This window comes from Candidatus Poribacteria bacterium (assembly GCA_009839745.1).
Lineage (GTDB): Bacteria > Poribacteria > WGA-4E > WGA-4E > WGA-3G > WGA-3G.
In genome coordinates this window covers 1-23,112 of sequence record VXPE01000116.1, presented here as the reverse complement: position 1 = coordinate 23,112, position 23,112 = coordinate 1, and the positions used below count along the sequence as shown (strand labels likewise).

General features: G+C 47.5%; 20 protein-coding genes and 1 pseudogene. 14 read left to right on the top strand and 7 right to left on the bottom strand.

Going from position 1 to position 23,112, the window contains the following annotated elements:
* Window positions 1-630: 630 nt before the first annotated feature.
* Window positions 631-1,053 carry a VOC family protein gene (locus F4X88_18300; GenBank protein ID MYA58239.1) on the top strand — a complete coding sequence of 141 codons (423 nt, stop codon included), beginning with the start codon at window positions 631-633 and terminating at the stop codon, window positions 1,051-1,053.
* Here F4X88_18300 and F4X88_18295 read toward each other — a convergent pair.
* The gene (locus F4X88_18295) at window positions 1,050-1,865 is read right to left on the bottom strand and encodes a M55 family metallopeptidase (protein ID MYA58238.1); all 816 of its coding nucleotides are present in this window, start codon (window positions 1,863-1,865) and stop codon (window positions 1,050-1,052) included. The genes F4X88_18300 and F4X88_18295 overlap by 4 nt on opposite strands.
* A 276-nt stretch (window positions 1,866-2,141) precedes the next feature.
* Here F4X88_18295 and F4X88_18290 point away from each other — a divergent pair, with 276 nt between their 5' ends.
* The 3 genes from F4X88_18290 to F4X88_18280 all read left to right on the top strand — a co-directional run bounded on the left by F4X88_18290 (window position 2,142) and on the right by F4X88_18280 (window position 6,627).
* Window positions 2,142-3,854, top strand: coding sequence for an arginine--tRNA ligase (locus F4X88_18290; GenBank protein ID MYA58237.1), 1,713 nt, complete (start codon window positions 2,142-2,144; stop codon window positions 3,852-3,854).
* A gap of 595 nt (window positions 3,855-4,449) precedes the next feature.
* Window positions 4,450-4,989, top strand: coding sequence for a hypothetical protein (locus tag F4X88_18285; protein MYA58236.1), 540 nt, complete (start codon window positions 4,450-4,452; stop codon window positions 4,987-4,989).
* 279 nt (window positions 4,990-5,268) lie between these two features.
* Entirely contained in the window at window positions 5,269-6,627 is a 1,359-nt protein-coding gene (locus F4X88_18280) for an aminotransferase class III-fold pyridoxal phosphate-dependent enzyme (protein MYA58235.1), read from the top strand.
* On the opposite strand, the gene mtnP is transcribed toward F4X88_18280, so the two are convergent.
* Window positions 6,595-7,452 (bottom strand): S-methyl-5'-thioadenosine phosphorylase, encoded by an 858-nt coding sequence (mtnP, locus tag F4X88_18275; GenBank protein ID MYA58234.1) that lies wholly within the window; start codon window positions 7,450-7,452, stop codon window positions 6,595-6,597. The genes F4X88_18280 and mtnP overlap by 33 nt on opposite strands.
* A 208-nt stretch (window positions 7,453-7,660) precedes the next feature.
* Between mtnP and F4X88_18270 the strand changes: the two genes are divergently transcribed.
* Window positions 7,661-8,482 (top strand): metal-dependent hydrolase, encoded by an 822-nt coding sequence (locus F4X88_18270; protein MYA58233.1) that lies wholly within the window; start codon window positions 7,661-7,663, stop codon window positions 8,480-8,482.
* A 17-nt stretch (window positions 8,483-8,499) separates the two neighbouring features.
* Here F4X88_18270 and F4X88_18265 read toward each other — a convergent pair whose 3' ends face one another.
* Window positions 8,500-9,444 (bottom strand): hypothetical protein, encoded by a 945-nt coding sequence (locus F4X88_18265; GenBank protein ID MYA58232.1) that lies wholly within the window; start codon window positions 9,442-9,444, stop codon window positions 8,500-8,502.
* A gap of 217 nt (window positions 9,445-9,661) precedes the next feature.
* Window positions 9,662-11,059, bottom strand: a complete 1,398-nt coding sequence (locus tag F4X88_18260; protein MYA58231.1) for a tetratricopeptide repeat protein — start codon at window positions 11,057-11,059, stop codon at window positions 9,662-9,664.
* Between the two features lie 346 nt (window positions 11,060-11,405).
* Between F4X88_18260 and F4X88_18255 the strand changes: the two genes are divergently transcribed.
* The 7 genes from F4X88_18255 to F4X88_18225 all read left to right on the top strand — a co-directional run bounded on the left by F4X88_18255 (window position 11,406) and on the right by F4X88_18225 (window position 19,119).
* Entirely contained in the window at window positions 11,406-12,320 is a 915-nt protein-coding gene (locus tag F4X88_18255) for an NAD(P)-dependent oxidoreductase (protein MYA58230.1), read from the top strand.
* Window positions 12,321-12,370: 50 nt separating this feature from the next.
* Window positions 12,371-13,111, top strand: coding sequence for an NTP transferase domain-containing protein (locus F4X88_18250; protein ID MYA58229.1), 741 nt, complete (start codon window positions 12,371-12,373; stop codon window positions 13,109-13,111).
* Window positions 13,112-13,147: 36 nt separating this feature from the next.
* Window positions 13,148-14,374: a glycosyltransferase family 2 protein gene (locus F4X88_18245; protein MYA58228.1), complete on the top strand. Its 1,227-nt coding sequence runs from the start codon at window positions 13,148-13,150 to the stop codon at window positions 14,372-14,374.
* A gap of 348 nt (window positions 14,375-14,722) precedes the next feature.
* Entirely contained in the window at window positions 14,723-15,799 is a 1,077-nt protein-coding gene (locus F4X88_18240) for an aminotransferase class V-fold PLP-dependent enzyme (GenBank protein ID MYA58227.1), read from the top strand.
* A 178-nt stretch (window positions 15,800-15,977) separates the two neighbouring features.
* Entirely contained in the window at window positions 15,978-17,468 is a 1,491-nt protein-coding gene (locus tag F4X88_18235) for a DUF4861 domain-containing protein (protein ID MYA58226.1), read from the top strand.
* Between the two features lie 78 nt (window positions 17,469-17,546).
* Entirely contained in the window at window positions 17,547-18,146 is a 600-nt protein-coding gene (locus tag F4X88_18230; GenBank protein MYA58225.1) for a hypothetical protein, read from the top strand.
* Between the two features lie 70 nt (window positions 18,147-18,216).
* Complete coding sequence (locus F4X88_18225) at window positions 18,217-19,119, top strand: aldo/keto reductase (protein ID MYA58224.1); 903 nt, start codon at window positions 18,217-18,219, stop codon at window positions 19,117-19,119.
* Window positions 19,120-19,202: 83 nt separating this feature from the next.
* Here the strand turns inward: F4X88_18225 and F4X88_18220 are convergent, their stop codons facing one another.
* On the bottom strand, window positions 19,203-20,003 hold the full coding sequence (locus F4X88_18220; GenBank protein ID MYA58223.1) for a tryptophan synthase subunit alpha: 801 nt from the start codon (window positions 20,001-20,003) through the stop codon (window positions 19,203-19,205).
* A gap of 295 nt (window positions 20,004-20,298) precedes the next feature.
* On the opposite strand from F4X88_18220, the gene F4X88_18215 reads away from it, so the two are divergent.
* Window positions 20,299-20,628 carry an AbrB/MazE/SpoVT family DNA-binding domain-containing protein gene (locus F4X88_18215; GenBank protein ID MYA58222.1) on the top strand — a complete coding sequence of 110 codons (330 nt, stop codon included), beginning with the start codon at window positions 20,299-20,301 and terminating at the stop codon, window positions 20,626-20,628.
* Complete coding sequence (locus tag F4X88_18210) at window positions 20,600-21,031, top strand: putative toxin-antitoxin system toxin component, PIN family (GenBank protein ID MYA58221.1); 432 nt, start codon at window positions 20,600-20,602, stop codon at window positions 21,029-21,031. The genes F4X88_18215 and F4X88_18210 overlap by 29 nt, the downstream gene beginning before the upstream one ends.
* On the opposite strand, the pseudogene F4X88_18205 reads toward F4X88_18210, so the two are convergent.
* Both F4X88_18205 and F4X88_18200 read right to left on the bottom strand, forming a co-directional pair.
* Window positions 21,006-21,231 (bottom strand): annotated as a pseudogene (locus F4X88_18205) (hypothetical protein). The gene F4X88_18210 and the pseudogene F4X88_18205 overlap by 26 nt on opposite strands.
* Before the next feature lie 536 nt (window positions 21,232-21,767).
* On the bottom strand, window positions 21,768-22,811 hold the full coding sequence (locus F4X88_18200; protein ID MYA58220.1) for a S1 RNA-binding domain-containing protein: 1,044 nt from the start codon (window positions 22,809-22,811) through the stop codon (window positions 21,768-21,770).
* Window positions 22,812-23,112: the final 301 nt, after the last annotated feature.

Here is a 23,112-nt window from a genome sequence, read left to right as displayed (position 1 = left end):
CTTAGAACCCCCAGCGACATACACCACAAAAAACTTGTGGGTAACAGTAAGACCTTTAGGTTGGGGAGGAAAATCCGCCCTCGTGCGTAAGGCTAAGACGTTTTTTTGAAAAAAACACTTGACATTCTCAGTAAATTGTGGTTTAATATCTATATCCGTTGGCAGACATGTTAAGCATCACTTCCCAGTGATGTGTCTGCCATCTTTCTTAACAAAATGTATAACGGAAGCGGATAATCAAAAACATATGCTGAATATCATAAAATGTTCACGGTGCCGCATTGAGTAAAATCACACCGTTTCACTACAAAGATAATGGATAGCTTCCATTAAAAATATCGCAGTGGACAAAATCCCGACGTCTCCGGACGTGTCGCATCGGCGTTCTCGGTAGAAAGAGAGGCTGTAAAGCGGGTGGAATCAGAGCCAACCCACGACGAAGCGAAAACAAACAGCGGGGCTGCCTGGACGTGGTTAAGAATTCACGATAAACCATCAAAACGATTTGGTGGCGAACTCCCTGCATGTGGAGCAGACGTAAGACCTTCTTCGGAAGGCTGACTGCTATGAAGCACAAGCCCCTGCCTTTAGGCAGTGGGTGCCTTGACAACTCTTACAAAGGAGACTCACATGGCAGTTTTTTTACATACACGGGTTCGCGTGAGCGATCTTGACGGTTCCATCAATTGGTATTGTGACCACATGGGGTTTAAAGTCCTGAGTCGGAGCGATAAATCTCCGGCGGGCAACCAGATCGTGCATCTCGAACTCCCGGGCAACGCACATACATTAGAGTTAACCTATTCACCTGACTTCGATCTTCAGGTTCAAGAGGATCTGATGCATTTTGCTATCGGGGTTCCAGATATTGTCGAATTTTGCGACGGGTTAGAGAAAGCAGGGCTGGAAATTTGGCCCGATGAGTGGCGCGAACAATTCACATCGGGTGGAATGAAAATGGCATTCGTCACCGATCCGGACGGCTACGAGGTCGAAATTTTAGAACGTGCGGATGCCTCCGGTGATCCGCTCGATGTTCTTGACGAATCTTAGACATGGGGCCAGAACTGGTTCCACGCCGTCAGCCAATCTTTCGCTCGGCTTTCAACGGTGACGGGACCCGTTATTTCAACGCCTGCGCGTCCCTTGAATTCCGCGAGTTTATCAACGCTGGAGAGTTCAATTTTGATTGTCGTTGGGATATCAGGAACGTAAGGCTTCACCCGTGTTAAATCTGTGAGAGCATTCCTCGCTGCGTCCTCGATCAATTGGCGGGCACGCACCGGTGGAAGTTGTCTCGCACTGTATCGACTTAATCCCTGTTTAACCGCGACTGTGGGCAGTGCCTCGCCGAGGAGTTCTTTGGCTTCTCGGCAGACTGCCGCGTCGCCTGTAACCAGTGCGATTGGGACCCTATAGGCACCATTGAGTGCGGCGTTCACACCCGTCTCGCCGACAAGGTCATCATTGAACCAAAGGTTCCGATACTGCACGCTGGAAATCGTATGGCATAACACACCGTCAGGTGTGCCGTTGCGGGCATGCATACCGATGAGCAAGCACGCATCACAACCGTCCTCCCACATATCTTCGTAGCGTCCCCACCCATGATGCGCCACCCACTCACAATCCGGATGGATTTTGTCAGGAATGAGTGAATTAAAGGTCCATCCTTGTCCTGCCCCGTGGCAATCTACGACGACAACTTCTGTCGCACCTGCGGCTTTCGCACCACGCACGGCAGCGTTGATCTCCTCTGTGTAGAGGTGTCGTCCTTCCTCAAACATCGCCGCGCCACCGTTCACCTGCTCCCACACGACGATACCGCTGATGCCTTCCATATCTGACATGATGAGTACTCGCATTGATACACTTCCTTTCTACTAAATTCGGAGCATTTCCTTCTTAAGTATAAATCCTCTACTCTTAAAATGCAACATCAGATAACAACCTCGCGAATGAAAAATCCGCGAAATCTGTATCATCCGCGATAATCCGCGATTCAGATGATTGTCAAACACTTTACACAATGGCTCCACAGGAATATTTGACACACACTCTCTATTGTGATATAATTCTGTTGTTAGACAAAACGCCCAATCTCACAAGGAAAGTTAACGAATACATAATTGGACTTGTTCATGATGGATACAATTAAAGCAGAAATCTACGATATAATAGAAAGTGCGATCCAGGAAGCCGTTGCCACCGGGGAACTCACTATACCCGAAGTGCCAAAGATCCCGTTCTCACCGACCAAAACGCCTGAACACGGGGACATCGCTACACCTGTTGCCCTCGGCCTCGCAAAACAGGCACGGATGGCACCGCGCAAAATAGCTGAGATAATTGTCTCACATATCAATCTTGATGCCCATCCAACCATCCGCCAAATTGACATTGCCGGTGCTGGCTTCATCAATATTCACCTCGCCGATAACTATCTTTACGACACACTCCAAACAATCGCCACGATGCAGGAAGGATATGGAACCTGCAACAAGGGAGAAGGAAGACGGCTTCAAATTGAGTTTGTCAGTGCCAATCCCACAGGACCCCTTAACATCGTTAGTGGACGTGCCGCTGCAGTCGGGGATACCCTCGTCAATCTCCTAAAGGCGATAGGTTACAACGCCGTCCGGGAATACTACGTTAATGATGCCGGTGGGCAGGTCGAACGCCTCGGCGAATCGATAGATGTCCGTTACCGACAAACACTCGGTGAAGAGGGATTAGAAATTCCAGAGGGCGGGTATCAAGGAGAATACCTTCGGGAGTTCGCTCAGACTATCGCTGAGACGGAAGGCGATGTCCATCTTCAACTTGAGCCAGAAGAACGGGTGGCAGCTTTCCGGGATAAAGGCATTGCCCACATCTTGGCGCAACAAAAAAAATCTTTGGAACGTTTTGGTGTCGATTTCGATGTCTGGTCGAGTGAAAAAGCGATCCGTGAAAGTGGGAAACCAGAGGAAATAATTGAACTCTTTCGAGATAAGGCGTATCTCTACGAAGCGGAAGGCGCGACATGGTTTCGGATGACAGATTTTGGGGACGATAAGGACTGTGTTGTTGTCCGAAGCAACGGGGAATATACCTATTTTGTACCAGATGCCGCATATCACCGCGATAAATTTGACAGAGGTTTCACCACGGTTATTGATCTGCTCGGACCGGATCACCAAGGACATATCAGTCGTCTCAAAAATTTTGTAAAGGCACTCGGTTTACCTGACGATTGGCTCGAAATTTTCATCATTCAACAGGTGAACCGCGTCGATGCAGAGGGCAAGCGGTCGGATATGTCAAAACGTCGCGGACAGTTTTTGACCCTTGATGACCTCATTGACGAACTCGCAGCGACCGTCGGCGAACAATTTGCGGTAGATGTCGCTCGCTATTTCTTCCTCATGCGTGCCAACAATACCCATCTCGATTTCAATATGGAATTGGCAGTCACGCATGCCAGTGAGAATCCTGTTTTCTACATCCAATACGCCCATGCCCGGTGTTGCAGCATCTTCGAACAGGGAGCTGAACAAGGAATCACCGCTAAGTCTATTGAAGTCGTCTCTCTCAAACGGCTCACAGAGCCGATGGAACATGAATTGATACGGAAATTAGCTGAATTCCCATCAGTCGTGCTTTTGAGCGCGGAGTCACGGGAAGCGCATCGCGTTGTGCATTACCTACATGAACTCGCAGGGATTTTTCATCCGTACTACAACCAACACCGGGTTCTTGATACAGAAGACATGGAAAAAACGGATGCACGACTCATTCTGATACAGAGCGTGCAAAGGGTATTGAAAAATGGCTTGACGTTGCTGGGTATTTCTGCCCCGACATCTATGTAGACGGTTATGAACTTGCAGTTTCCGGCCTACCTAAAGGAACTGCTCGGTGTGGATACACCGGAAATCAACGCCAGCCCCCAAGTCGAAAAGGATCGTGCGATTGCGGCGTATGATTACCTGTACAATCTCATTCTCATACCAATTCTGATTGATGATTCTTCTTAAAAAGGAATACTGTTTTGAGTTACGCCCAGTGCGGTTAGGAAACCGCACCTACTGGGGTCTGGATGAATATCTCGGTTAATGCGATATAAACTTTTAGAGATGGTATCACTAAATGCGTATTTATCACGTTTGAAAATAGGTGTTTTTTCTGGATGAATAGTTTCGTTGTTTGTTTAACGCTGACGGATGCCTCAATAAGACATGAATGCAATTGCAGAAATATTAAGATAGAGGTGTGGGAACCGGTGGAAAATGGTCCGACAATTTGGGGTAGAGTCAAACAGAGAGAACCTCGCATCAAGTACACGAAGAAGTGCGACGTTAAATGGCACTTTAATCCATTCTACCATACCGGTGCTTGCGATTAATCGACGCGAGCGCGCTGCTGCGAAGTTGTTTGCTTCGCAGCAGCCCCACCAGGAGACATACCATGAAGTGTTTAGTATTTTACATGATGGTTATAGCAATGAGTGTCATCTTGGGGTGTCAAGTCGGCTGTGGCGGTGATGATTACAGCGCAGAACAAGCACTTACAGAACAAGATTACGCGGATATAGAAGCAGAGACACGACAAAATCTGTATAAGCATGCCGACTGGACTGTTCGCTGGGAGCAATCCAGAAAAGCGCATAAGCGGTATATGAAATTAAAAAACACATATCCCAATGCGGCTTTGAATGCGTATATCGAGTACTACAATTGGATGCACTACGGGCACCCTCTCGCAATTCAAGCCGCGATACTCAGCGTAAAAATGGATTTGGCAGGTCAATCGAATATCCCTGACACGTTGGAAATGCTAAATTTGGAGTTGCAAATCGCAAAAGATAACAACTCTACCAAGCAACACATTGCTGAACTTGAGGCAGATATTCTCTTTTGGTCTGAACTTGGTAAAGAGCTTGAAGCTGAAGGCGAAGACCCAGCAGCGTTTATCATTGCGTTTGAAATCGCAGAAGCTTTGGAATAGGAGGGTATGAAAAAGAATGAGGAAATTCCTTTGTATGGGTGTATTGGTGGTTATTTTTGTCATAGGCGGCTATTTTTGGTTTGCATCGCCTTCGGTTTCAGGAAGCGTAGAGGGAAAGGACGCACGAGTCGCAAAATCGCAATCTAAAAAGTGCAGTTGCTGTGCAAAGTTAAAAGACTTTGAAAGGCGATTCAAGGCGCGGCAATCAGAGAAAACACGTAGGGCAAAAGCAGTTGATTAACAGGCAGAAATCACTTAGAAATCAGTGAAATTAAAAATATGATAGATTATAGAAAAACCGATAAGGCGCACGTGTGGCATCCTCTGTTTCAGCATCAACGCCTTGAAGAAACAACGTTAGTCGTTTTTGAATCCGCACACGGAACGACGCTTGTGGACGCAGAAGGTCGCGAGTACTTGGACGCGTACTCGGCACTCTGGAACGTCAATGTGGGTTATGGTAGACAAGAGATTGCCGACGCAGTCTATGCACAGATACAGCAGTTGCCTTACTATCCGCACTCGCAGATTAACGTCCCTGCCACGATGTTAGCGGAGCAGCTCGCTGCGTGTCTTCCGGGTGATTTGAACCATGTCTTTTTCTCCAACAGCGGTTCGGAGGCAAATGAAACCGCCATCAAGATGGCACGGCAATACGGCAGACAAACCTATCCGGGTGAGAATCGGTACAAGATCATCAGTCGGTATCGGGGTTACCACGGATTTACGTATGGTGCCTTGTCAGCGACAGGACAGGCACGCAGACGCAAGGCTTTTGAGCCACTCGTTCCAGGGTTTATACACGCGCATCCACCCTACTGCCACCGATGTCCGATTGGATTAGACTATCCATCTTGTGGCACTGAGTGTGCTGATGAGATTGAACGGATAATTCGGTGGGAGGGTCCCGAAACAGTCATTGCTGTCATTGCTGAGCCTATCATCGGGGGCGGTGGTGTGATTATCCCGCCAGATGACTATCTCCCAAAATTGAGGCAGATCTGTGACGACTACGGTTTGTTGCTGATCCTTGACGAGGTCATCACCGGTTTCGGACGCACAGGAAAGATGTTTGCCTGTGAGCACTGGGATGTCCAGCCCGACCTTATTACACTCGCGAAGGGGCTCACGAGCGGTTATCTACCCCTTGGTGCATGCGTCGCCTCAACAGAGGTCTTCAATGCGTTCCTCGGTGAATCCGACGAGAACAAAGAATTCGCTCAGGTCTGTACCTACGGCGGACATCCAGTCGCATGTGCCGCTGGTATTGCGAACCTTGAGATTCTTCAAAGGGAACGGCTCTGGGAAAATTCGGAGAAGGTGGGGGCACATCTGCTCTCGAAATTGGAGACGTTGCGGGACTTACCGATTGTCGGTGATGTGCGTGGCAAAGGGTTAATGATAGCGGTGGAATTTGTTCAAGCCGATGGGACGCACCTGGAAACGGCAACGACCAATCGAATTGTGAGTCAGTTACGAGACTTTGATACAGGGGGGATCATCGTCGGGAAAATCGGACACGCTGTCGACGAACCGGAAAATATCATTTACATTGCACCGCCCCTGATTCTCACAGAAGCAGAGGCGGACAGAATTTTTGAGACGTTACGTCAAGTACTTGTCCAACAGGAGTTTTAATTCGTGCCGCTTCGCTGTTGGTATCTTATCGGGGTCGGTAGCGATCGCGAATTGCAGGGCGGTTGAACAGGGGCAGCTCCGTTCACCTTCAGGAATCTGAGCGACAGCAGCCCTTACCGTCTTTTTGGAAGTTTCTACATTAAAACGGACATTGTCAAGGATCATCTCTGTTGTCACGTTATCGTGTTCAGGGTGCCAACAATCGTAATCGGTGCAACAGGCGAGGACCGCGTAGCAGATTTCAGCTTCACGGGCGAGTTTCGCTTCCGGCGCAGCGGTCATTCCAATGATGTCAAACCCGAGGTGTCGGTAGAGTTCAGACTCTGCCTGTGTAGAAAATGCCGGTCCTTCCATACAGATATAGGTGCCGCCATTATGCACGGAGGCCCCGATTTCTGTAGCCGCTGCGGCTAAAAGGGAACTGAGTTCTGGAGAAAAAGGATGGGCAAGGCTGACGTGGGCAGCGATACCGTCGCCGAAAAAGGTGGATTTTCGGTCTTTGGTATGATCGTAGAGTTGATCCGGCACAACGAAATGGCGCGGTTCAATATCTTGCCGTAGGCTTCCGACGGCACTGACAGAGATCAGCCACTCAACACCTAACGATTTTAAGGCATAAATATTCGCTCGGACATTAATCTCAGAGGGAAGGAGCCGATGACCAACACCGTGCCGCGGTAGAAAAACGACGGGCTTTCCATCAAGGTTACCCAGAATAAGTGCATCGCTCGGTTCACCGAACGGGGTGTCGACCCTGATTTCTTCGACATCTGTTAAGCCTTCCATCTGATAAAAACCGCTGCCGCCAATAATTCCGATACGCATTTTTAATTATTCCTTGCGGAGTCATCAAGTCGGTTGTGTACTTGATGTGCCTTTCTATAGAGTTGCCCTCCACTTCGTTTCGGGCTACGGATTTTGTATTATACCAAGAACCTGCGCGTAATGAAATTATGCCTACTTTAGACATACGGGGCATAATTTGTCTTAGCTTTACATTTGGAGCGCAGTCCAGGAGGCCATAGTTAAAAAAATGGCATTATTGCATTGTGGTAATTTAACACTTGAGGGAAAATCCAGTTCCGCCGTTGCGACTTACGTTCGGGTCAAAGAACTGGATCTCGTTTTCGATTTAGGCAGATGTCCGATGAATTTTATCGGCATCGGCAACGTTTTCATTTCCCATTTCCACCTCGATCATTACTTTGGATTGCCCATCTACATCAGTCAACGTTGGCTTGCGGGCATACCACCCGGGAACATCTACGTCCCTTGGAGCGGGTCTAAGCAACTGATGCACATTCTTGATAGGATCTCCGCATTGGATACCGGCAGGAGTTGGGCATATCAAATTACGCCGGTTCGGGTGGGCGATGAGATTCCATTTCGACAAAATTTAGTCGCACATGTTTTGCCAAGCGACCACAGTGTGCCTGCCGTTTCTTATCTGATTTGCGAGGTGCGCAAGAAACTCAAACCCGAGTTTCAGCATTTGTCAGGGCGTGACATCGCAGAACTGAAACGTTCAGGGGTCGAGATAACAACAGAGGTGCAATTGCCCTTGATCGCCTACTTAGGAGATACACGGAGTATTCCCCTTGATGCGCATCCATTACTCAGGCAGTGCAAAGTCTTAATTTGCGAATGCACATTCATCCTACCCGAGCATCGAGTGCGTGCGAAACGGACGATGCATCTGCATCTTGAGATGTTACCCTCAATTCTGGCAGAGGTTGAAAGCGAGCATATCGTCCTGACTCACTTTTCCCGTCGTTATACACCAGAACTTATCCGACAAAAGGTTTTCGGTCACTTACCACCGGAGGAACGTTCCCGCGTACAACTCTTTCTCTAATGCGAGACGGCGTTCTGCTAAATCCTTGCCCGTTCTATGTAGAGATGTGTTGTCAGGAGTGCCCAGATAGGTGCTAATATAGCGTCTATCAATACGTTTACAACGACCATCACCGCGATTGCCCAAACAGGGGTATGCTGTAAGGTTATTTGGGCCTGAACGCCAAAAAAGAGATCGAAGAATGTCTCTGATAGTAGGATCTCACGTAAGGGCACAAATTCAGGTGCAACGACAGAAAGCAGTAGCAACGTTAAACAGAGGATTACGGTGGTAAGCACCATTGTCCCCCAAACAAGCAACAGATACATACCAAAAAACTGCTTCCATTTCCCACGCACAAGTTCACTACTGCGGCGCAGCGCAGTGATCGCCGATAGATTCTCAATAATGATTCCTTGGTTGTAGAGGCTCCATTTTACCAGAAAATAAAACGCGGGAATACCAACGATCATCAGCAACAGAATCGGCGTAGAAGGTGCTACCGGTACATACGGTATAAAAACTTGAGAGAACCCAGTCAAGATGGGTATGACAATGGTAAAAAATGCCGCTATAACGAGTAGCTCGAATAAGACCCATATCCCCAAAACAGATACGATCTTGCGACGTGTCTGTCGCCATGCCTCGCCTGAAGTAGCATCTGTGCCACGGTATTGATGGACTATGATAAAGGTCAGTGGACACATTGCCAACCATAGAAAACCGATGCCAAAGGTAGATCCATTGAAGCCAACAGTTGTCTTTACACCTATCGGTTTCGAGGAAGACTGATTAGTTCCTGTTGATCCACTAAATGTCGTGATTTCTCCTGATGTGCTAAAAGTCCATTGTGCCTCTGAAATCCATAATTTAGAAAATAGAAACAAGGCACTGTAGAATGCAAGGCTGACAATGATAACGGGTAGCATCACCCGCCAGAACAGTCCGAAATTGTTCCGATATTCTCGAAATATTGTTGACATCAGTCAGTACCGCCGTGGGATGGGTTTCGGGTAAGCCTGCACAGACGTGGCATCGGGTAGTGTATGTAGAGGCAAGTTCCCAAGCCATCCATCTCATACATTTATGAATGATGAAGAAGCCCAAAGAGCTTGCCCTACAGCACACGACCGATCACTCTTCTATTAAAGCGACGTAGGAAAACCCGGTATAGGAGGGTGGTTTCCCTAAAATTTGGATTTAGCTCCCCATGCCCGGATGAGAGCTGGCATCTTGGTCAGACGTCCCTGCTTCCTGTTCCTCGTAGAACTTGTATCCGTCTTCGTCTTGGTCAAGTTCATACTGACGGACGATCTGCTCTGCTTCCCGAAGGTAGGGAGTATCTCCCTTCGTAATGCTCATGTAGGCTTTGAACCCGTCATAAGCGGATCCGAATTCACGGATGGAACGAAAGCAAACCGCCTGTTGGTAAACAGCTTCATTTCGCCATACGGATTCCGGGGCGTTCTCAAACAGATTGTCATACGCCTCAATCGCGCGTTCGTACTCACCATTTTGCTGATAGAGAGTCCCGGTGCGATACAGGGCATCTGCGGAGGCGAATTTCTTATGCGATAGGTCTCTCGCCAACGTCTGGTAAGCATTAATAGCACGCGGGAAGTTACGAAGTTTCTCCCAGTTACCCGCAATTTGTTGGAAATTTTGAACGACCTGATCGCTGTATCCCATCACCCACATGTCAGCAGGGGTAATTTTCCGTCCGGTCTTTTGGTATTCGACCGCTTTCTTATTCCGGAACTTATTAATTTCATCCATTAGGAAGCTAATCTCTACCAGAATTTCATTCGTCTGCTTCAGGAGTGTTCCTGCCTGAGATGCCTCGTAAGAATCTGGAAACTTCTCGGTAACCCCGACAAAAGCCGGCCAGCCACCCCGATAGTCGAAGAGGGTATAAAAATAGACGTTACCGATCTGGAATTGCGCCTGCGGCGCTTTGGGATGCTTAGAAAATTCTTCGACCATTCGTTCGTAATTACGGATGGCTTCCGTATAATTCTCTAAACTTTCATAAGCACGAGCGACCTCGTAGAGTGCCTCTGCCGCGATATTGAAGGTCTCATCTGTTGGCGAATTCTCGTAAAGTGCTTTATAGTTTTGGTATTCAGCCCGCTTCGTCTTAATGACCTCGCGGTTCTTTCGAATATTTGCCGTACCACTTTTCGCTTCATTGGCGTAATATCCGGTGGGGTCTAATGCAACGATGGCTTGATAATGCTCAACGGCTTTATTCCAATCGTAGCGACGCTTATAGACTCTGGCAATCTGGTAGTGTGCACGCTGTGCCCATTTGCCTTTCGTATCGCGTTCAATGACCTCTGAGTAGAGGGCTATCGCTCTATCGTAAAGTTCCTGTTGCCTCTGGCGATTTTCCTCCATTTTTTCTGGATCATCATCGCGCACTTCCATAGTTTCTGCCTCGTCAAACGCGCTGTCGGCGTTTTGGAGCTTGGCACCGAGGGGAACAATACTGACACCGCCTACGCACCCGCTAATCGTCCCAATAAGAAAAGCGAAGGCAAGCATGAGAAGATAGGCTCGGTCTATTCGGAGACCGAAGCCGTGTGTGAAACGGTTCATTGTGGGTCCTCCTTAGGAAAATAGAAATGTGCCGGCATGTTTTCAGACAGAACAACATAGCTAACCGGCTCCCGTTCATTCTTCTAAACATTATACGAAATTTGCAAAAAATGTCAATTCTTTTTTAATTTTAAAATTCTAATCGTTTCGATTCTTTTCAAGAATTTTCCTAAATCCTGAAGATTACGTCTACAGGCACAGACAAACATCAACAGGAAAAACTTGACAAACATCTGCAAATATGCAAGAATTACGTTTACACAAAACGGGGAACGTCCCGACCGTGGAATCATTTGTTTAACATAAATATTTCCATGTGGAAGTCAAACGTAACAAGGAGGAAAACATGGCAGATTCACAAAATAGGGCAGATTACAAAATTGGTGTTGTAGGGGTAGGCAGAATGGGAGCAAACATCGCCCGACATCTCAATGACGAAGGGTTTGATGTTACTGCTGTATACGATGTCGCAGCCGAACGCGCACAAGAACTCGCAGCGGAAATCGGCGCAACAGCAACCGAAGAACTCGCGAAAGTTACAGCACTTTCAGACTTTATTATCACTGTGGTAACCGACGATGCGGCGATGCGGACCATTTTTTCGGATGCTGCAGAGGACAACTTGCTGCAAGGGGCATCCGGCACAGTCTTTATTAACTGCGCAACGATTAGCCCGCAGGTCCACGTAGATATCGAGCAACTCGCCACAAAACATGGGGCAGAGAGTCTTGAAGGATGTATGGCAAGTAGTATCACGCAAGCACGGGAAGGGACGCTTTACCTCATGTGCGGCGGTAAAAAAGAAACTTTCGACAAGGCACACGCGATTCTGGATTCAATGAGCATTTCGCTCCGTTACATCGGTGAAGCCGGTCAAGCAGCACAAGTGAAAGCACTCGTCAATATGGTAATGAATATCAATACCGCAGGCCTCGCTGAAGGTCTCGGCTTGGGTGATGCCCTCGGATTAGATCTGGCGATGTTGCAGGAGGTTTTCGCACAAACAGGGGCAAACTCCCGCGTCTTGGAAACCGACGGAGAAGACATGGAAGCACGCGATCATGAATGTTATTTCTCAGCTGCCCATGCCTCCAAAGATTCAGGGATCGCTCTCGACTTGGCAGACGATGCTGGTATTTCTCTCCCGCTGGCGCAGGCGACGAAGGCACAGTATGATCGGATGATTGAAGCCGGATTGGGCGATCTGGATAAGTCCGGTGTCGCTGAACTCACCTTCCCCGGACGGGGACCAGAGAATTAAAAACGTCCGAGTCCTCATCACCAAAGTTTACGGATTGGAGGTTTCCCCTGATGTTTAAGCATAAGGAAAAATTAAAAGGCGTAATCCTCGCAGGGGGACTCGGCACTCGTTTGCATCCACTCACTAAAGTTACCAGTAAGCACCTCCTGCCTGTAGGCAACGAGCCGATGGTGTTTCATAGTATCAAACAACTCACGACTGCAGGTGTCACCGATATCCTTATCGTGACGAATCCGCAATACGTCGGAGACTTCGTGAGGGTTTTGGGAGGTGGAAATGATTTCGGGTGTGAACTCACTTATCGCGTGCAAGAGGAAGCCAAAGGCATCGCGCATGCCCTCGCACTGGCAGAAGGGTTCGCCAGTGGGGGCAACATTGCTGTTCTGTTGGGGGACAACATCTTTGAAACCGCAATTCAGCAAGCCGTTAACGACTTTCACGCACAACGGCAAGGGGCTCGAGTCCTGCTCAAACAGGTATCGGATCCCGAACGTTACGGCGTAGCGACATTAGACGGGAGCCATATCGTTGCGATAGAAGAGAAACCGACGCATCCGAAAAGCGAGTACGCCGTCGTCGGTGTCTATTTCTATGACGCCTCCGTGTTTGACATCATCCGCACAGTTGAACCTTCGGCGCGCGGGGAATACGAAATAACCGCTGTCAACAACGCATATATTCAGCGCGGAGAACTTGAATACAGTCTGGTCCAAGGAAAATGGATTGATGCAGGAACCTTTGACTCGCTCATTGAAGCGCATCAGATCTTGCTGAATTCCCCGGATTGGTAGTAAGGTGCCGAAGCGGATTTAAGAAAGGCATGTCAAATGCCAATTCCACATAATTTAACCGCAAGGAAAGTTAGAAAACCCATTATATCCATCGTGGTTCCTGTTTACAACGAAGAAGAAAACGTTCGTCTGTTGTTTGAGAAAATCCAAGCGGTATGTGAGACAATCGGTGATTCTTATGAAGTGTTGTTCGTGGATGACGGAAGCCGCGATAGGACCTTCGCCGTGCTTTCGGAATTGAGCAAACAGAAACCCGAGCTGGCAGTCATTCGGTTCCAAAAGAATGCCGGACAAACAGCAGCAATGGCAGCAGGCTTTGAATTCGCGCAGGGGCAACGCATCATCAGTATGGATGGTGATTTACAAAACGATCCAGCCGACATTCCGAAATTGCTCGCGAAATTGGAGGAAGGCTACGATTTGGTGTGTGGATGGCGCAAAGAACGACAGGATAAATTTTTGACGCGACGTGTCCCGTCTATCGTCGCGAACTGGATAATTGGCAAGGTGACGGGGGTCCCTATACACGACAACGGATGCTCGCTCAAAGCATACCGAGCCTCTGTTATCAAACAGGTCCCGCTCTATGGAGAGATGCACCGATTTATCCCTGCGATGTCTACAGTGGTAGGGGCGCGTATCGCAGAAATTGTCGTCACGCATCACCCGCGACGTTTCGGAAAAAGCAAGTACGGACTTGGGAGAGTGTGGCGCGTGATGCTCGACATTATCGCCTTCAAGTTTATCATCTCTGTCTTTACATCGCGGCCGGCTCCACAAAAACCATCACTGCGACAGCGATTGTCGGATGTTCTGTTTCGTCCGAAGCAGCGAGCCTTCCGAATTGCTGCGTTCCTAAGTCTACCTTTCTTTGTGTTAGGACGTGTTTTATTCGGGAATGCTAACAGTGCAGCACTGAGTTGCTTCGGCTTAGCGATAGCCTTACTGATACTTGGTTGGATAACTGAGAACAAAATTCAGCACGCTAAGAAAGCGTCAGCCACCTTAGGCACACTCGCGCGTTTTTTTATGGTTCAGTGTAAACGGAGACCTATTCGGTTTTTTGGTCCTGTTGGTGTGGCGTTGTTCGGGCTCGGTGTTATCTTCTGTACAGGCTGGGTAACCCAGTCCCTACTACCTGTCAACTCTCTGCCGGGTGCTATTTTTATCGCTGGTGGTATCTTCGTATTCTGCGCCGGTTTGTTTGGTGAGCTCATCACTTATGCCAACGCAAAACGGGTAAAAGACTACACAATTTTTTAATTATTCCTTGCGGTTCGATGAGGTGGGTTTTCATCTGTGCCATGCCTTTGCGTAGATCCGCCTGCGTGTTTTTGCGAACGCTGAAATCCAATGCGAAGAAAGTTTTGCTTGGGCGTTTCTGCGTATTTCTGCGTATTTCTGCGTATTGTTGCAGGCTACGTTTCTGGTGAGAAAAAAGATAAAGAGGGTTCATCTAAAAAAGGGTTTCTCTTAAGATCCCCCGAAATAGGTAGCCCGTAATGAAATGGAGGGCGGATATGAGGGACGCACGTCACAATTCAAACGGACGTTGTTTCTCCGCAAGGAAAAATTAAAAATGAATTTCCGGTAACTGAAACTTACATCTATATGAACCATGCCGGGGTTGCCCCGTTATCGCGTCGGGTGCAGGACGCGATGATAGGCTTTATAGAGGATGCCACTGTGAACGGTGCCGTAAACGCCGAGCAATGGGCGGAAACAGCTGAGATCTGTCGTGCAGCGGCAGCACACCTCATCAATGCCGATACCACAGAAATCGCATTTATGAAGAATACAACACAAGGTATTCTTATCGCAGCCAACGGTATTGATTGGCAAGAAGGGGACAATGTCGTCACAACAGCGGTTGAATTTCCTGCCAATATTTATCCGTGGTGGAGTTTGAAAGAACGCTATGGTGTTCAAACGCGCATGGTGCCGGAGCGAGATGGGTGCATTCATATCGAGGATGTCGCTTCGGCTATTGACGCACGGACACGTGCTTTGACAATCAGCCATGTAGAGTTCGCTTCCGGATTCCGAAACGATATTCAGGCACTCGGAGATCTGTGCCGAGAACATAATATTTGGTTCATCGTTGACGCTATTCAGAGCCTCGGCGCAATTGAGGTGGATGTGAAATCTTGTAATGTTGATATCCTCGCTGCCGATGGACATAAATGGCTACTGGCACCGGAGGGCGCGGCAATCTTCTATTGTGCCGACGAAAAACGCGAGCGGCTCATCAATACCAATATTGGTTGGTCGAGTGTCGTGAACCCGCGCGATTTTCTCAACTACGATTTAACCCAAAAACCCGACGCAACCCGGTTTGAGGAAGGCTCTTACAACAGCGTCGGACTTTATGGACTCAAAGCAGCGATCGACTTACTCCTTGACATCGGTATCCCTACAATTGAGGCGCGCATTTTGGAACTCACGAAACGTTTAACAGAAGGATTGGAAGCCAAAGGCTATCGCGTCATCACACCGAAAACAGATACAGAGCGAGCGGGGATTGTTATTTTTGAAAGTGAGCGACACACACCTTCTGAAGTTTATGAGAAACTCCACGCTGAGAAGATAATTACAGCTGAACGTGGAAGTGGGGTCAGGGTCTCCCCTCATTTTTATAACACGCTCTCTGAGATTGAACATCTGCTTGAAGTGCTACCAGACTTGTAAATTCAATGATCATCAGTTATTGGTTATCAGTTGTTCTTTAGTCCTCAATCCGTTAGCCCGTAAGCGTAGCGGAGGTCGGATATAAGCAACGCACGTCAACGCTCAAACGAATGTTATTTAACCGCAAGGTAAAATTAAAAGCCTGCAACACCGGCGCAGGCGGATATGAGGAAGTAACTTGAGAGTTTTAATACCCGTAATTTCTCCGCAAGGTCAAATTAAAAAAACGATCTATCTGTCGCTTATGTTAGGCATACTGTTGATATTCAATGCCTGTACGATGCCCGGCGGCAATCAGAATATTAGTAAAATCCGCCTTTCCATCCAAAATACATTACCGCTCCCTCGAAAAAGGGTTCCGATTGTATTGACCGGAGCGCAACTCCGAAAAGTGAGTCCTGATTTCACCTTTAAAGCCTATTCCGTTGTTAGCGGAAAAGCCCCGCGAGAAGTGATGGTTCCATCGCAAGCAGATGATCTGGATTATGACGGAGAACTCGATCAACTCTGTTTTCTGTTAGATTTGGAGCCTGAGCAGACAAAAGAGATTTCCATTCTTTACGATCCAGATGTCAAAGCGACCTTAACGCTGGATATTAATAAACAGACGCGCGCCGCTATCTTTCCCGAACTCAACGTCGTGGCGGCAGTGGAATCAAATCTGATTGCGTATTTATTAAAACCGAACGGTGCCTTCATCGCTTATGGTAAAAAACGGGCAGAATTGTTCAGCGTGGATACGATGTTTCAACCCGAATTAGATTACGGAAGACCGCTCTCACCGGAACTCAGACACCACTTCGATAACAACGGCATTACCCTCTCGCAACAGGTCCAAATAGAAATAGAGAAAGCGGAGCAAAAGTGGATCGTCCGCGATCTTGAAAAGCAAGAAATCTACTTTATCCGAAAATCACACAATATTGAAACCGGTCTTGAGCATGAGACTACGACAGAAGGGCAGTTGGATATAGTCCAATCGGTCGGCTTATCGCTGCACGCGCTTCTCAAACCTGAAACCCCCGAAATGGTTGCGCTAAATCGTTCTGAGGGTCTGATAGGTTGTGGCGGGATTGCCCTATGGCATAAAGCAAAACAGGAGATGATCCCATTACCCACAGAAGGTGATTACGTCCGGATCCTCGCTGATGGTTCCATCCGTTCTATTGTCCAACGGATCTTACCAGAATGGAAAATTCAAGATAAGACCCACCGATTGACATTAACCACCTTCATCTATGGAGATAATCCGTGGATCGAACATCATATTCATATTGATGGTAATCTCACAACGGATTATGCTATTGCTACAGGTATCCCACATCTGAATGAGGCTTATGGAGAGGACAGAAAACAGGGGTGGATATGGAGTTGGGGGACAGATCCAAGCGACATAAATACACTTGGGGTTGCCCTCATTGCACCCACGTATCGCGAAGTACACGACACACGCATCATTGCTGATTACAAGGGATCGGAGAGTTCTCTTTTGCCAGTTATCCTAACCCCTGACGCGGAAGGTAGACTCAATTATCGGACGTTTGCTATCTGGGGTGGCGGTATAGATGGTATTGAGACCGAGATGGAATTCGCGGAACACGTTCAAATCACAACGACTGCATTGAAGACCCCGCCACACATCAAATTCTTACCTAAAGAAGAAGAGTAGGGGCGGGGTTACCCCCCCTGTAGCGCGGTTTTGCTTTGGGGGTCCCCAAGCTAACTCGCTCCTACAATTGGAGAAACTATGCTCATCAAGGAAGACTGTCTACAACTCATCGCAAACCAACGGACAGACGAAGTTGTCGTTACGACTATGGGAACCACAGTGCCCTGGGGCAAAATATCGACACATCCTTTGGACTACGCCTCCGTCGGTAGTGCGATGGGACACGCCGCCGACTTCGCACTCGGCATCGCACTTGCTAAATCCGATAAGAAGGTGATCGTGCTCAACGGTGATGGAAGTATGTTGATGTGCTTAGGGACATTGGCGACAATTACTGCTCTGAACACACCACCCCCTAACTATCTGCTTTTCGTCTGTGATAACGGCACTTACGAAGTCACGGGCAATCAACCCGTGCCTGCTGGCAACTCAGGTTTCAGCTGGACTGCGATTGCAGCAGGCGTCGGTTTTAAACAAGTTTATGAATTTGACGATTCAAACGCACTTGCGGAAGCGCTCCCGACGATCTGGAATGAAACTGGACCCACTTTTGTGAATCTGAAGATTGCGCAAGCGGACGAACCGCCGCCGGATCGGTGGGGTGGTTTTCCATACCCGTATCTGCAAGAGTCACTCGCCGAATCTACACATAAATTAAAAGAAGCACTCGCAAAATAGTAGGCACGCGCCGGCGTGCCGTAACCCACGTCCAAACCTGCTGCGCTTATCCGCAAGGAATAATTAAAAAATGGAAACCACCACAAAATTAGAAACTCGACGAATGGGACGGACTGAGATGCGACCGAACGCGCTTGCACTCGGCGCGGCATGGTTGTGGCAGAAACCGGATGCTGAAGTTATCGGTGCAATCCGGCGCGGTATTGGACTTGGTATCAACTATATCGACACCTATCCGGGACACGCCGAACACCTCTGGGGAGAAGCACTCTCTGATGGATTGCGGGAAAAGGTTTATTTGCAGGCGAAGGTCGGCACACATCCAGAACGACGGAAAGATTTCTCCGCAGATGGGACACGATGGAGCGTCACAAACAGTCTCAAAAACCTCCGCACGGATGTCCTTGATTCTGTCCTCATCCACGATCCGCTTGATATGGAGAGCGTGCTGGCACCCGGATGTGCCTTGGATACGTTGTTGGAGATGAAAGCAGAGGGCCATATTCGACATATCGGGGCAGGGGTCCGCTCTCATGAATTCCACAAAGAACTCATCGAAACCGGACATATTGATATCGTCCTTACTTTCTTAGATTATACGCTGTTATCTCAATCTGCGTCCGAGACAACCTTGCCGATGGCACGCGAACACGATGTCGGTATCATCTTGGCGAGTCCATTAGGCATGGGAAGTCTGACCGGTGCAGAACCCACTGTTGAAGACGAACGCCGACGTAACCCCAACGCTGAACCCAAAGCATACTTGATGTGGAAATGGTGTCAGGAACGCAATGTCAACATCCGGCATCTGGCGATGCAGTTTTGTCTCGCTGCCCCCATAGAGGGAATTGTGATGTTCGGTCCCGCGGATAAAGCGCAAGTAGAAGACGGATATGAAGCGGCAACAGCGGACATCCCGGAACATATTTGGGAGGCGTTTGAGGCGGAGTTTGGTATCAAGCGTGGCATGTAGTCTCGGAATCTGCTTTGTTTTTCAAGGGGATCCGTTCGTAGTAGGGCAATTTATTGCCCGTTCTTGAGTGGTAAAATACTCCCTTACCTTTTTACCCCCGCAGTCAAATCTGAGGCGAATTGCTTCACCGCATCGAGCAATTGTGCCTCGTTGTCCATATTGTCTTCAATGACATTGACAATGGCACTCCCAACAATCACACCATCAGCGATCTGCGCGACCTGCGTTGCCTGATCTGGTGTTGATATACCAAAACCGACGCTGACCGGTTTATCCGTATGTTTCCGCAGCTCTGCGATCATCGGCGCGATTTCGTCTGACAACATCGCCCGCGCACCCGTTACACCTGTTACCGATACACAATAGATAAATCCCGTGCTGACCGAGGCGATCAATTGCATCCGTTCCGGCGGACTTGTCGGTGCCGCGAGAAAGATCGTGGCGAGATTATACTTCGGTGCGACTTCAAGGAGCGATTGTGCCTGCTCCGGCGGTAGATCCGGGACGATAACACCATCAACACCTGCGGCTTGTGCAGCCTTACAAAAGGTCTCCTCTCCCATCCGAAAGATCGGATTATAGTAGCCCATCAAAGCAATAGGAATATCCGTTTGTCTACGGAGGTCTCTCACCATTTCCAATATTTGTTGAAGTGAAATGCGATGCGTAAGTGCGCGTTCACTTGCGCGTTGGACGGTGGGACCATCTGCGATTGGATCAGAAAATGGGATACCGAGTTCGATGAGGTCTGCACCTGCTTCCTCAAGTGTAAGGAGCAGTTTGGAGGTAAGTTCAGGGTTCGGATCTCCGGCACAGACGTAGGGCATAAATGCCTTGGCACCTTGGTCTCGGAGTTCTTGAAATTTTTTGTCAATTCGGTTCATGGATATAATTGGGTTCCGGCTTTCTGTGAATATATTTTCTCAATTATACCTTACACAAATCGGATTGTCAAGGCAAGTTTGCAGCGAGTCGGAACCATTCCGTTCTCTTGTGGCGGTTTTCCGTGTTTGTATATAGCAATGCGTCAGGTGGGAACGTCGCGAATTGAGATAGAACCTTGAAAGAACACATGGAAAACCGAAAACGGGATGAATCTGGGGTTAATGTCTCTTTTCGTTGCACTTTTTCTCAAAATCAGGTACGATATTGAAAAAATTAATTCAAAGGAGCACGAAAATGGCAGCCATTAAGATTCTTCAGGACGGTCGAGTCACCATTCCCAAACACATTCGGGATACTTTGGGACTCAAGAAAGGCGATATTGCAGAAGCAAAACTTGAAGAGGGGAGAATAGTAATTACGCCTAACCTTTCGATAAAGAAAACTAACGATTTACGCCCAAAACGAACAAAGGCATCGGCTTGGAATGAGCTTCGACGTGTTATGGATAGCGTCCATGAGAAAAATAGGGGTATGAGCGAAGCGGAGGCCTCCGCAGATATCCAGCGTGCAGTCACCGAACTTCGCCAAGAAGAATATGAGAAGAAAACCTCGCGTTGTTCTTGATAGTGTTGTTGCAGTGAGTGCCTTTCTCACTACGGGTTTGACTGCTGAACTCATATATCAATGCCAGGAAAAGGTGCATCTTTATACGACTGAAGAAATCTTGCAGGAAATCCGCCGTGTGCTTTTAGAGAAAGACCATATTCGGAATCGCTATAACTACTCTACCATAGATGTGGACATTTTTCTCACGCAACTGTGGGAAATTAGCGCAATAGTTGGGCAGTTACCGGAGATTCGTGTCATAGAGCGCGACCCCAAAGATGACATGATCATTGCTTGTGCTGTCGCAGCATCTGCCGACTATATCATAAGTCGTGACAGACATCTGTTGGATTTGGGAAAATATCAGGGCATACAAATCGTTAGTCCAGAAGATTTTATGCCGACGCTGAGAGAGATTTAATTTTACGGTCCAGTATGTAAATGAAGTAAGATTCGGGATACAATATAGTCTTCCTGAGATTCGTCAATGCCTCGCAGATATCCCTCCTGAACCGCTTTTTCATCAGGCAGAACTTGGTAGAGCTTTCGCTTTTCTAAGTCCATGCAACTGCCATTTTCGATGCAAAGCACAAACTGTGTTTCTGATGGTTTCTTTTCCATGGTTTTCAGTCCAAAAATCGGGTATAAATGCCTTGGTTTCGGAGCTCTTGAAATTTTTCTCAATTCGATTCATGGATATATTTGAGTTCCGGCTTTCTGTGAATATGTTTTCTCAATTATACCTCGCATAAATCGAACTGTCAAGGAAAGTTTGATGAATTGCCAGAGGCATTCAGTTCTCTTGTAATACCATTTCTGATTGAAATTGTAGCATAAACTTTAGTTTGTGCATGCTTGTAGCATAGACTGGCGAATGCGCGTGTGGCATTCGCAAAGACTCTGTGCACTCAAGTGCGGTTAATGCGATATAAACTTTTAGAAATGGTATAAGAAGGGTGAAACGCTAAAAAACACTCCGATTCCGGGTATATCATTGTAGGAGTGACCTTCGGTCGCGATTTCTGGGATTAGTTTGTCGATGCCAGTACCTTTTGTGCTTTGCGAGGCAGTTCAAGAAAGCGAAGTCTCAAAGAGTACCATACCCTCTAAAACTAATCTCAATCTGTTAAGAGCCTTTAAGGAATTATTGTTATCACTTAATTTTGAATGATGATTACATTACGGGCCTCTAAACCTCTCAACGTTTGACATATCTCAAATTCGACGCTCTGCCCCGTTGACAGAGTGTTTTCGCCACAAACATCAGAGATAGATACAAAAATACGTGGAAGCCCACTGGATTGTATGAGACCTTGTCTGGTGTTATTTTTAAACTCCGTTACTTTACCTTGGTGTGTTTCCATTGTTGTAAATTCAATTAAACCCTGTCTATAGATAGTTACCATTTCCCGACTGACTTGCATCTCAATCTTATCTGAGTCAAAGTTCTCTATTGTACCATAAAGTTCGTGTCCAGCACGGGTGACAGCAAATGAAGAAACCTTCTTCTCCCGCGCTGAAGTGAGGAAGGAATCCAAGACCTTAAGAGTTTTTTTCCGACTTTTAATTGGTGATAGGGATTGTCTTTTTACATCTTCCCGGATTTGGATGTAACCTCTCAATGTTTTCCATCCCATAGCTGAACACGCAAAAAGAATATCCGGTTCTACCACCTGCGGCAATTCTTTTTCTCCATTGTAGGTAATAGCCGTAAGATTTTCGGCGGTTATTGCTTTTATACTCAGCCGAATTTTTCGATCTTTTGGTGATATACTAATTACTTTCACGTCTAACTCTTCGTCAATTGAAACTACCTCCTCTGGTTTTTCAATTTCCTGATCGGTTAATTCAGAAATGCGGATTAGTCCCTCAACACCTTTCTCAATTTCAACAAATGCACCAAAATCAGTCAGATCAACAATTTGTCCACGGACAACAGAACCGACGCTGTATTTTTCTGGAACCTCATCCCAAGGATCCGGCTGAGTTTGTTTGTGTCCCAATAGGATAAGTTGTTTGGAAACATCAATTCGGAGTACCTCAGTTTCAATCTTATCACCTTTCTTGAGGAGTTCGCGCGCGGTAGATCTCGGATCCCAAGAAAGGTTCTCGTTGTAAATTCTTCCTTCAATGCCTTGTTGATCGATTTTAACACGTGCGCCAAAATCGTGAATGTGTGTAATGCAACCGGTAATTTCCATGCCTATAGAGTACTTTTGCTCCAAATTCTCCCACGGATTCGGTTGCAGCTGTTTCAGGCTGAGAGGAAGTTGCTTGTGATGATTAGAGATCTCGAGTACCTTTGCTTCAATCTCATCATCGATATTGATAAATTTTGAAAAATCTTCGCTCTCAGGTGGTAGTGTAGTCCATGCTATTTCGGATGAATTAATACATCCTTCAATCCCCTCCTCTAGCTGTAGATAGATATTATTCTTCTTGGAAATCCTAGGTAGTGTTTACATTTTCTTAGCAGTTATGAGTATAGTAGCGAAATAGACA

Coding starts and splice junctions, on each gene's coding strand:
- F4X88_18300 (MYA58239.1), top strand. CDS start 631: ATGGCAGTTTTTTTACATACACGGGTTCGCGTGAGCGATCTTGACGGT.
- F4X88_18295 (MYA58238.1), bottom strand. CDS start 1,865: ATGCGAGTACTCATCATGTCAGATATGGAAGGCATCAGCGGTATCGTC.
- F4X88_18290 (MYA58237.1), top strand. CDS start 2,142: ATGATGGATACAATTAAAGCAGAAATCTACGATATAATAGAAAGTGCG.
- F4X88_18285 (MYA58236.1), top strand. CDS start 4,450: ATGAAGTGTTTAGTATTTTACATGATGGTTATAGCAATGAGTGTCATC.
- F4X88_18280 (MYA58235.1), top strand. CDS start 5,269: ATGATAGATTATAGAAAAACCGATAAGGCGCACGTGTGGCATCCTCTG.
- mtnP (MYA58234.1), bottom strand. CDS start 7,452: ATGCGTATCGGAATTATTGGCGGCAGCGGTTTTTATCAGATGGAAGGC.
- F4X88_18270 (MYA58233.1), top strand. CDS start 7,661: ATGGCATTATTGCATTGTGGTAATTTAACACTTGAGGGAAAATCCAGT.
- F4X88_18265 (MYA58232.1), bottom strand. CDS start 9,444: ATGTCAACAATATTTCGAGAATATCGGAACAATTTCGGACTGTTCTGG.
- F4X88_18260 (MYA58231.1), bottom strand. CDS start 11,059: ATGAACCGTTTCACACACGGCTTCGGTCTCCGAATAGACCGAGCCTAT.
- F4X88_18255 (MYA58230.1), top strand. CDS start 11,406: ATGGCAGATTCACAAAATAGGGCAGATTACAAAATTGGTGTTGTAGGG.
- F4X88_18250 (MYA58229.1), top strand. CDS start 12,371: ATGTTTAAGCATAAGGAAAAATTAAAAGGCGTAATCCTCGCAGGGGGA.
- F4X88_18245 (MYA58228.1), top strand. CDS start 13,148: ATGCCAATTCCACATAATTTAACCGCAAGGAAAGTTAGAAAACCCATT.
- F4X88_18240 (MYA58227.1), top strand. CDS start 14,723: ATGAACCATGCCGGGGTTGCCCCGTTATCGCGTCGGGTGCAGGACGCG.
- F4X88_18230 (MYA58225.1), top strand. CDS start 17,547: ATGCTCATCAAGGAAGACTGTCTACAACTCATCGCAAACCAACGGACA.
- F4X88_18225 (MYA58224.1), top strand. CDS start 18,217: ATGGAAACCACCACAAAATTAGAAACTCGACGAATGGGACGGACTGAG.
- F4X88_18220 (MYA58223.1), bottom strand. CDS start 20,003: ATGAACCGAATTGACAAAAAATTTCAAGAACTCCGAGACCAAGGTGCC.
- F4X88_18215 (MYA58222.1), top strand. CDS start 20,299: ATGGCAGCCATTAAGATTCTTCAGGACGGTCGAGTCACCATTCCCAAA.
- F4X88_18210 (MYA58221.1), top strand. CDS start 20,600: ATGAGAAGAAAACCTCGCGTTGTTCTTGATAGTGTTGTTGCAGTGAGT.
- F4X88_18200 (MYA58220.1), bottom strand. CDS start 22,811: ATGGAAATTACCGGTTGCATTACACACATTCACGATTTTGGCGCACGT.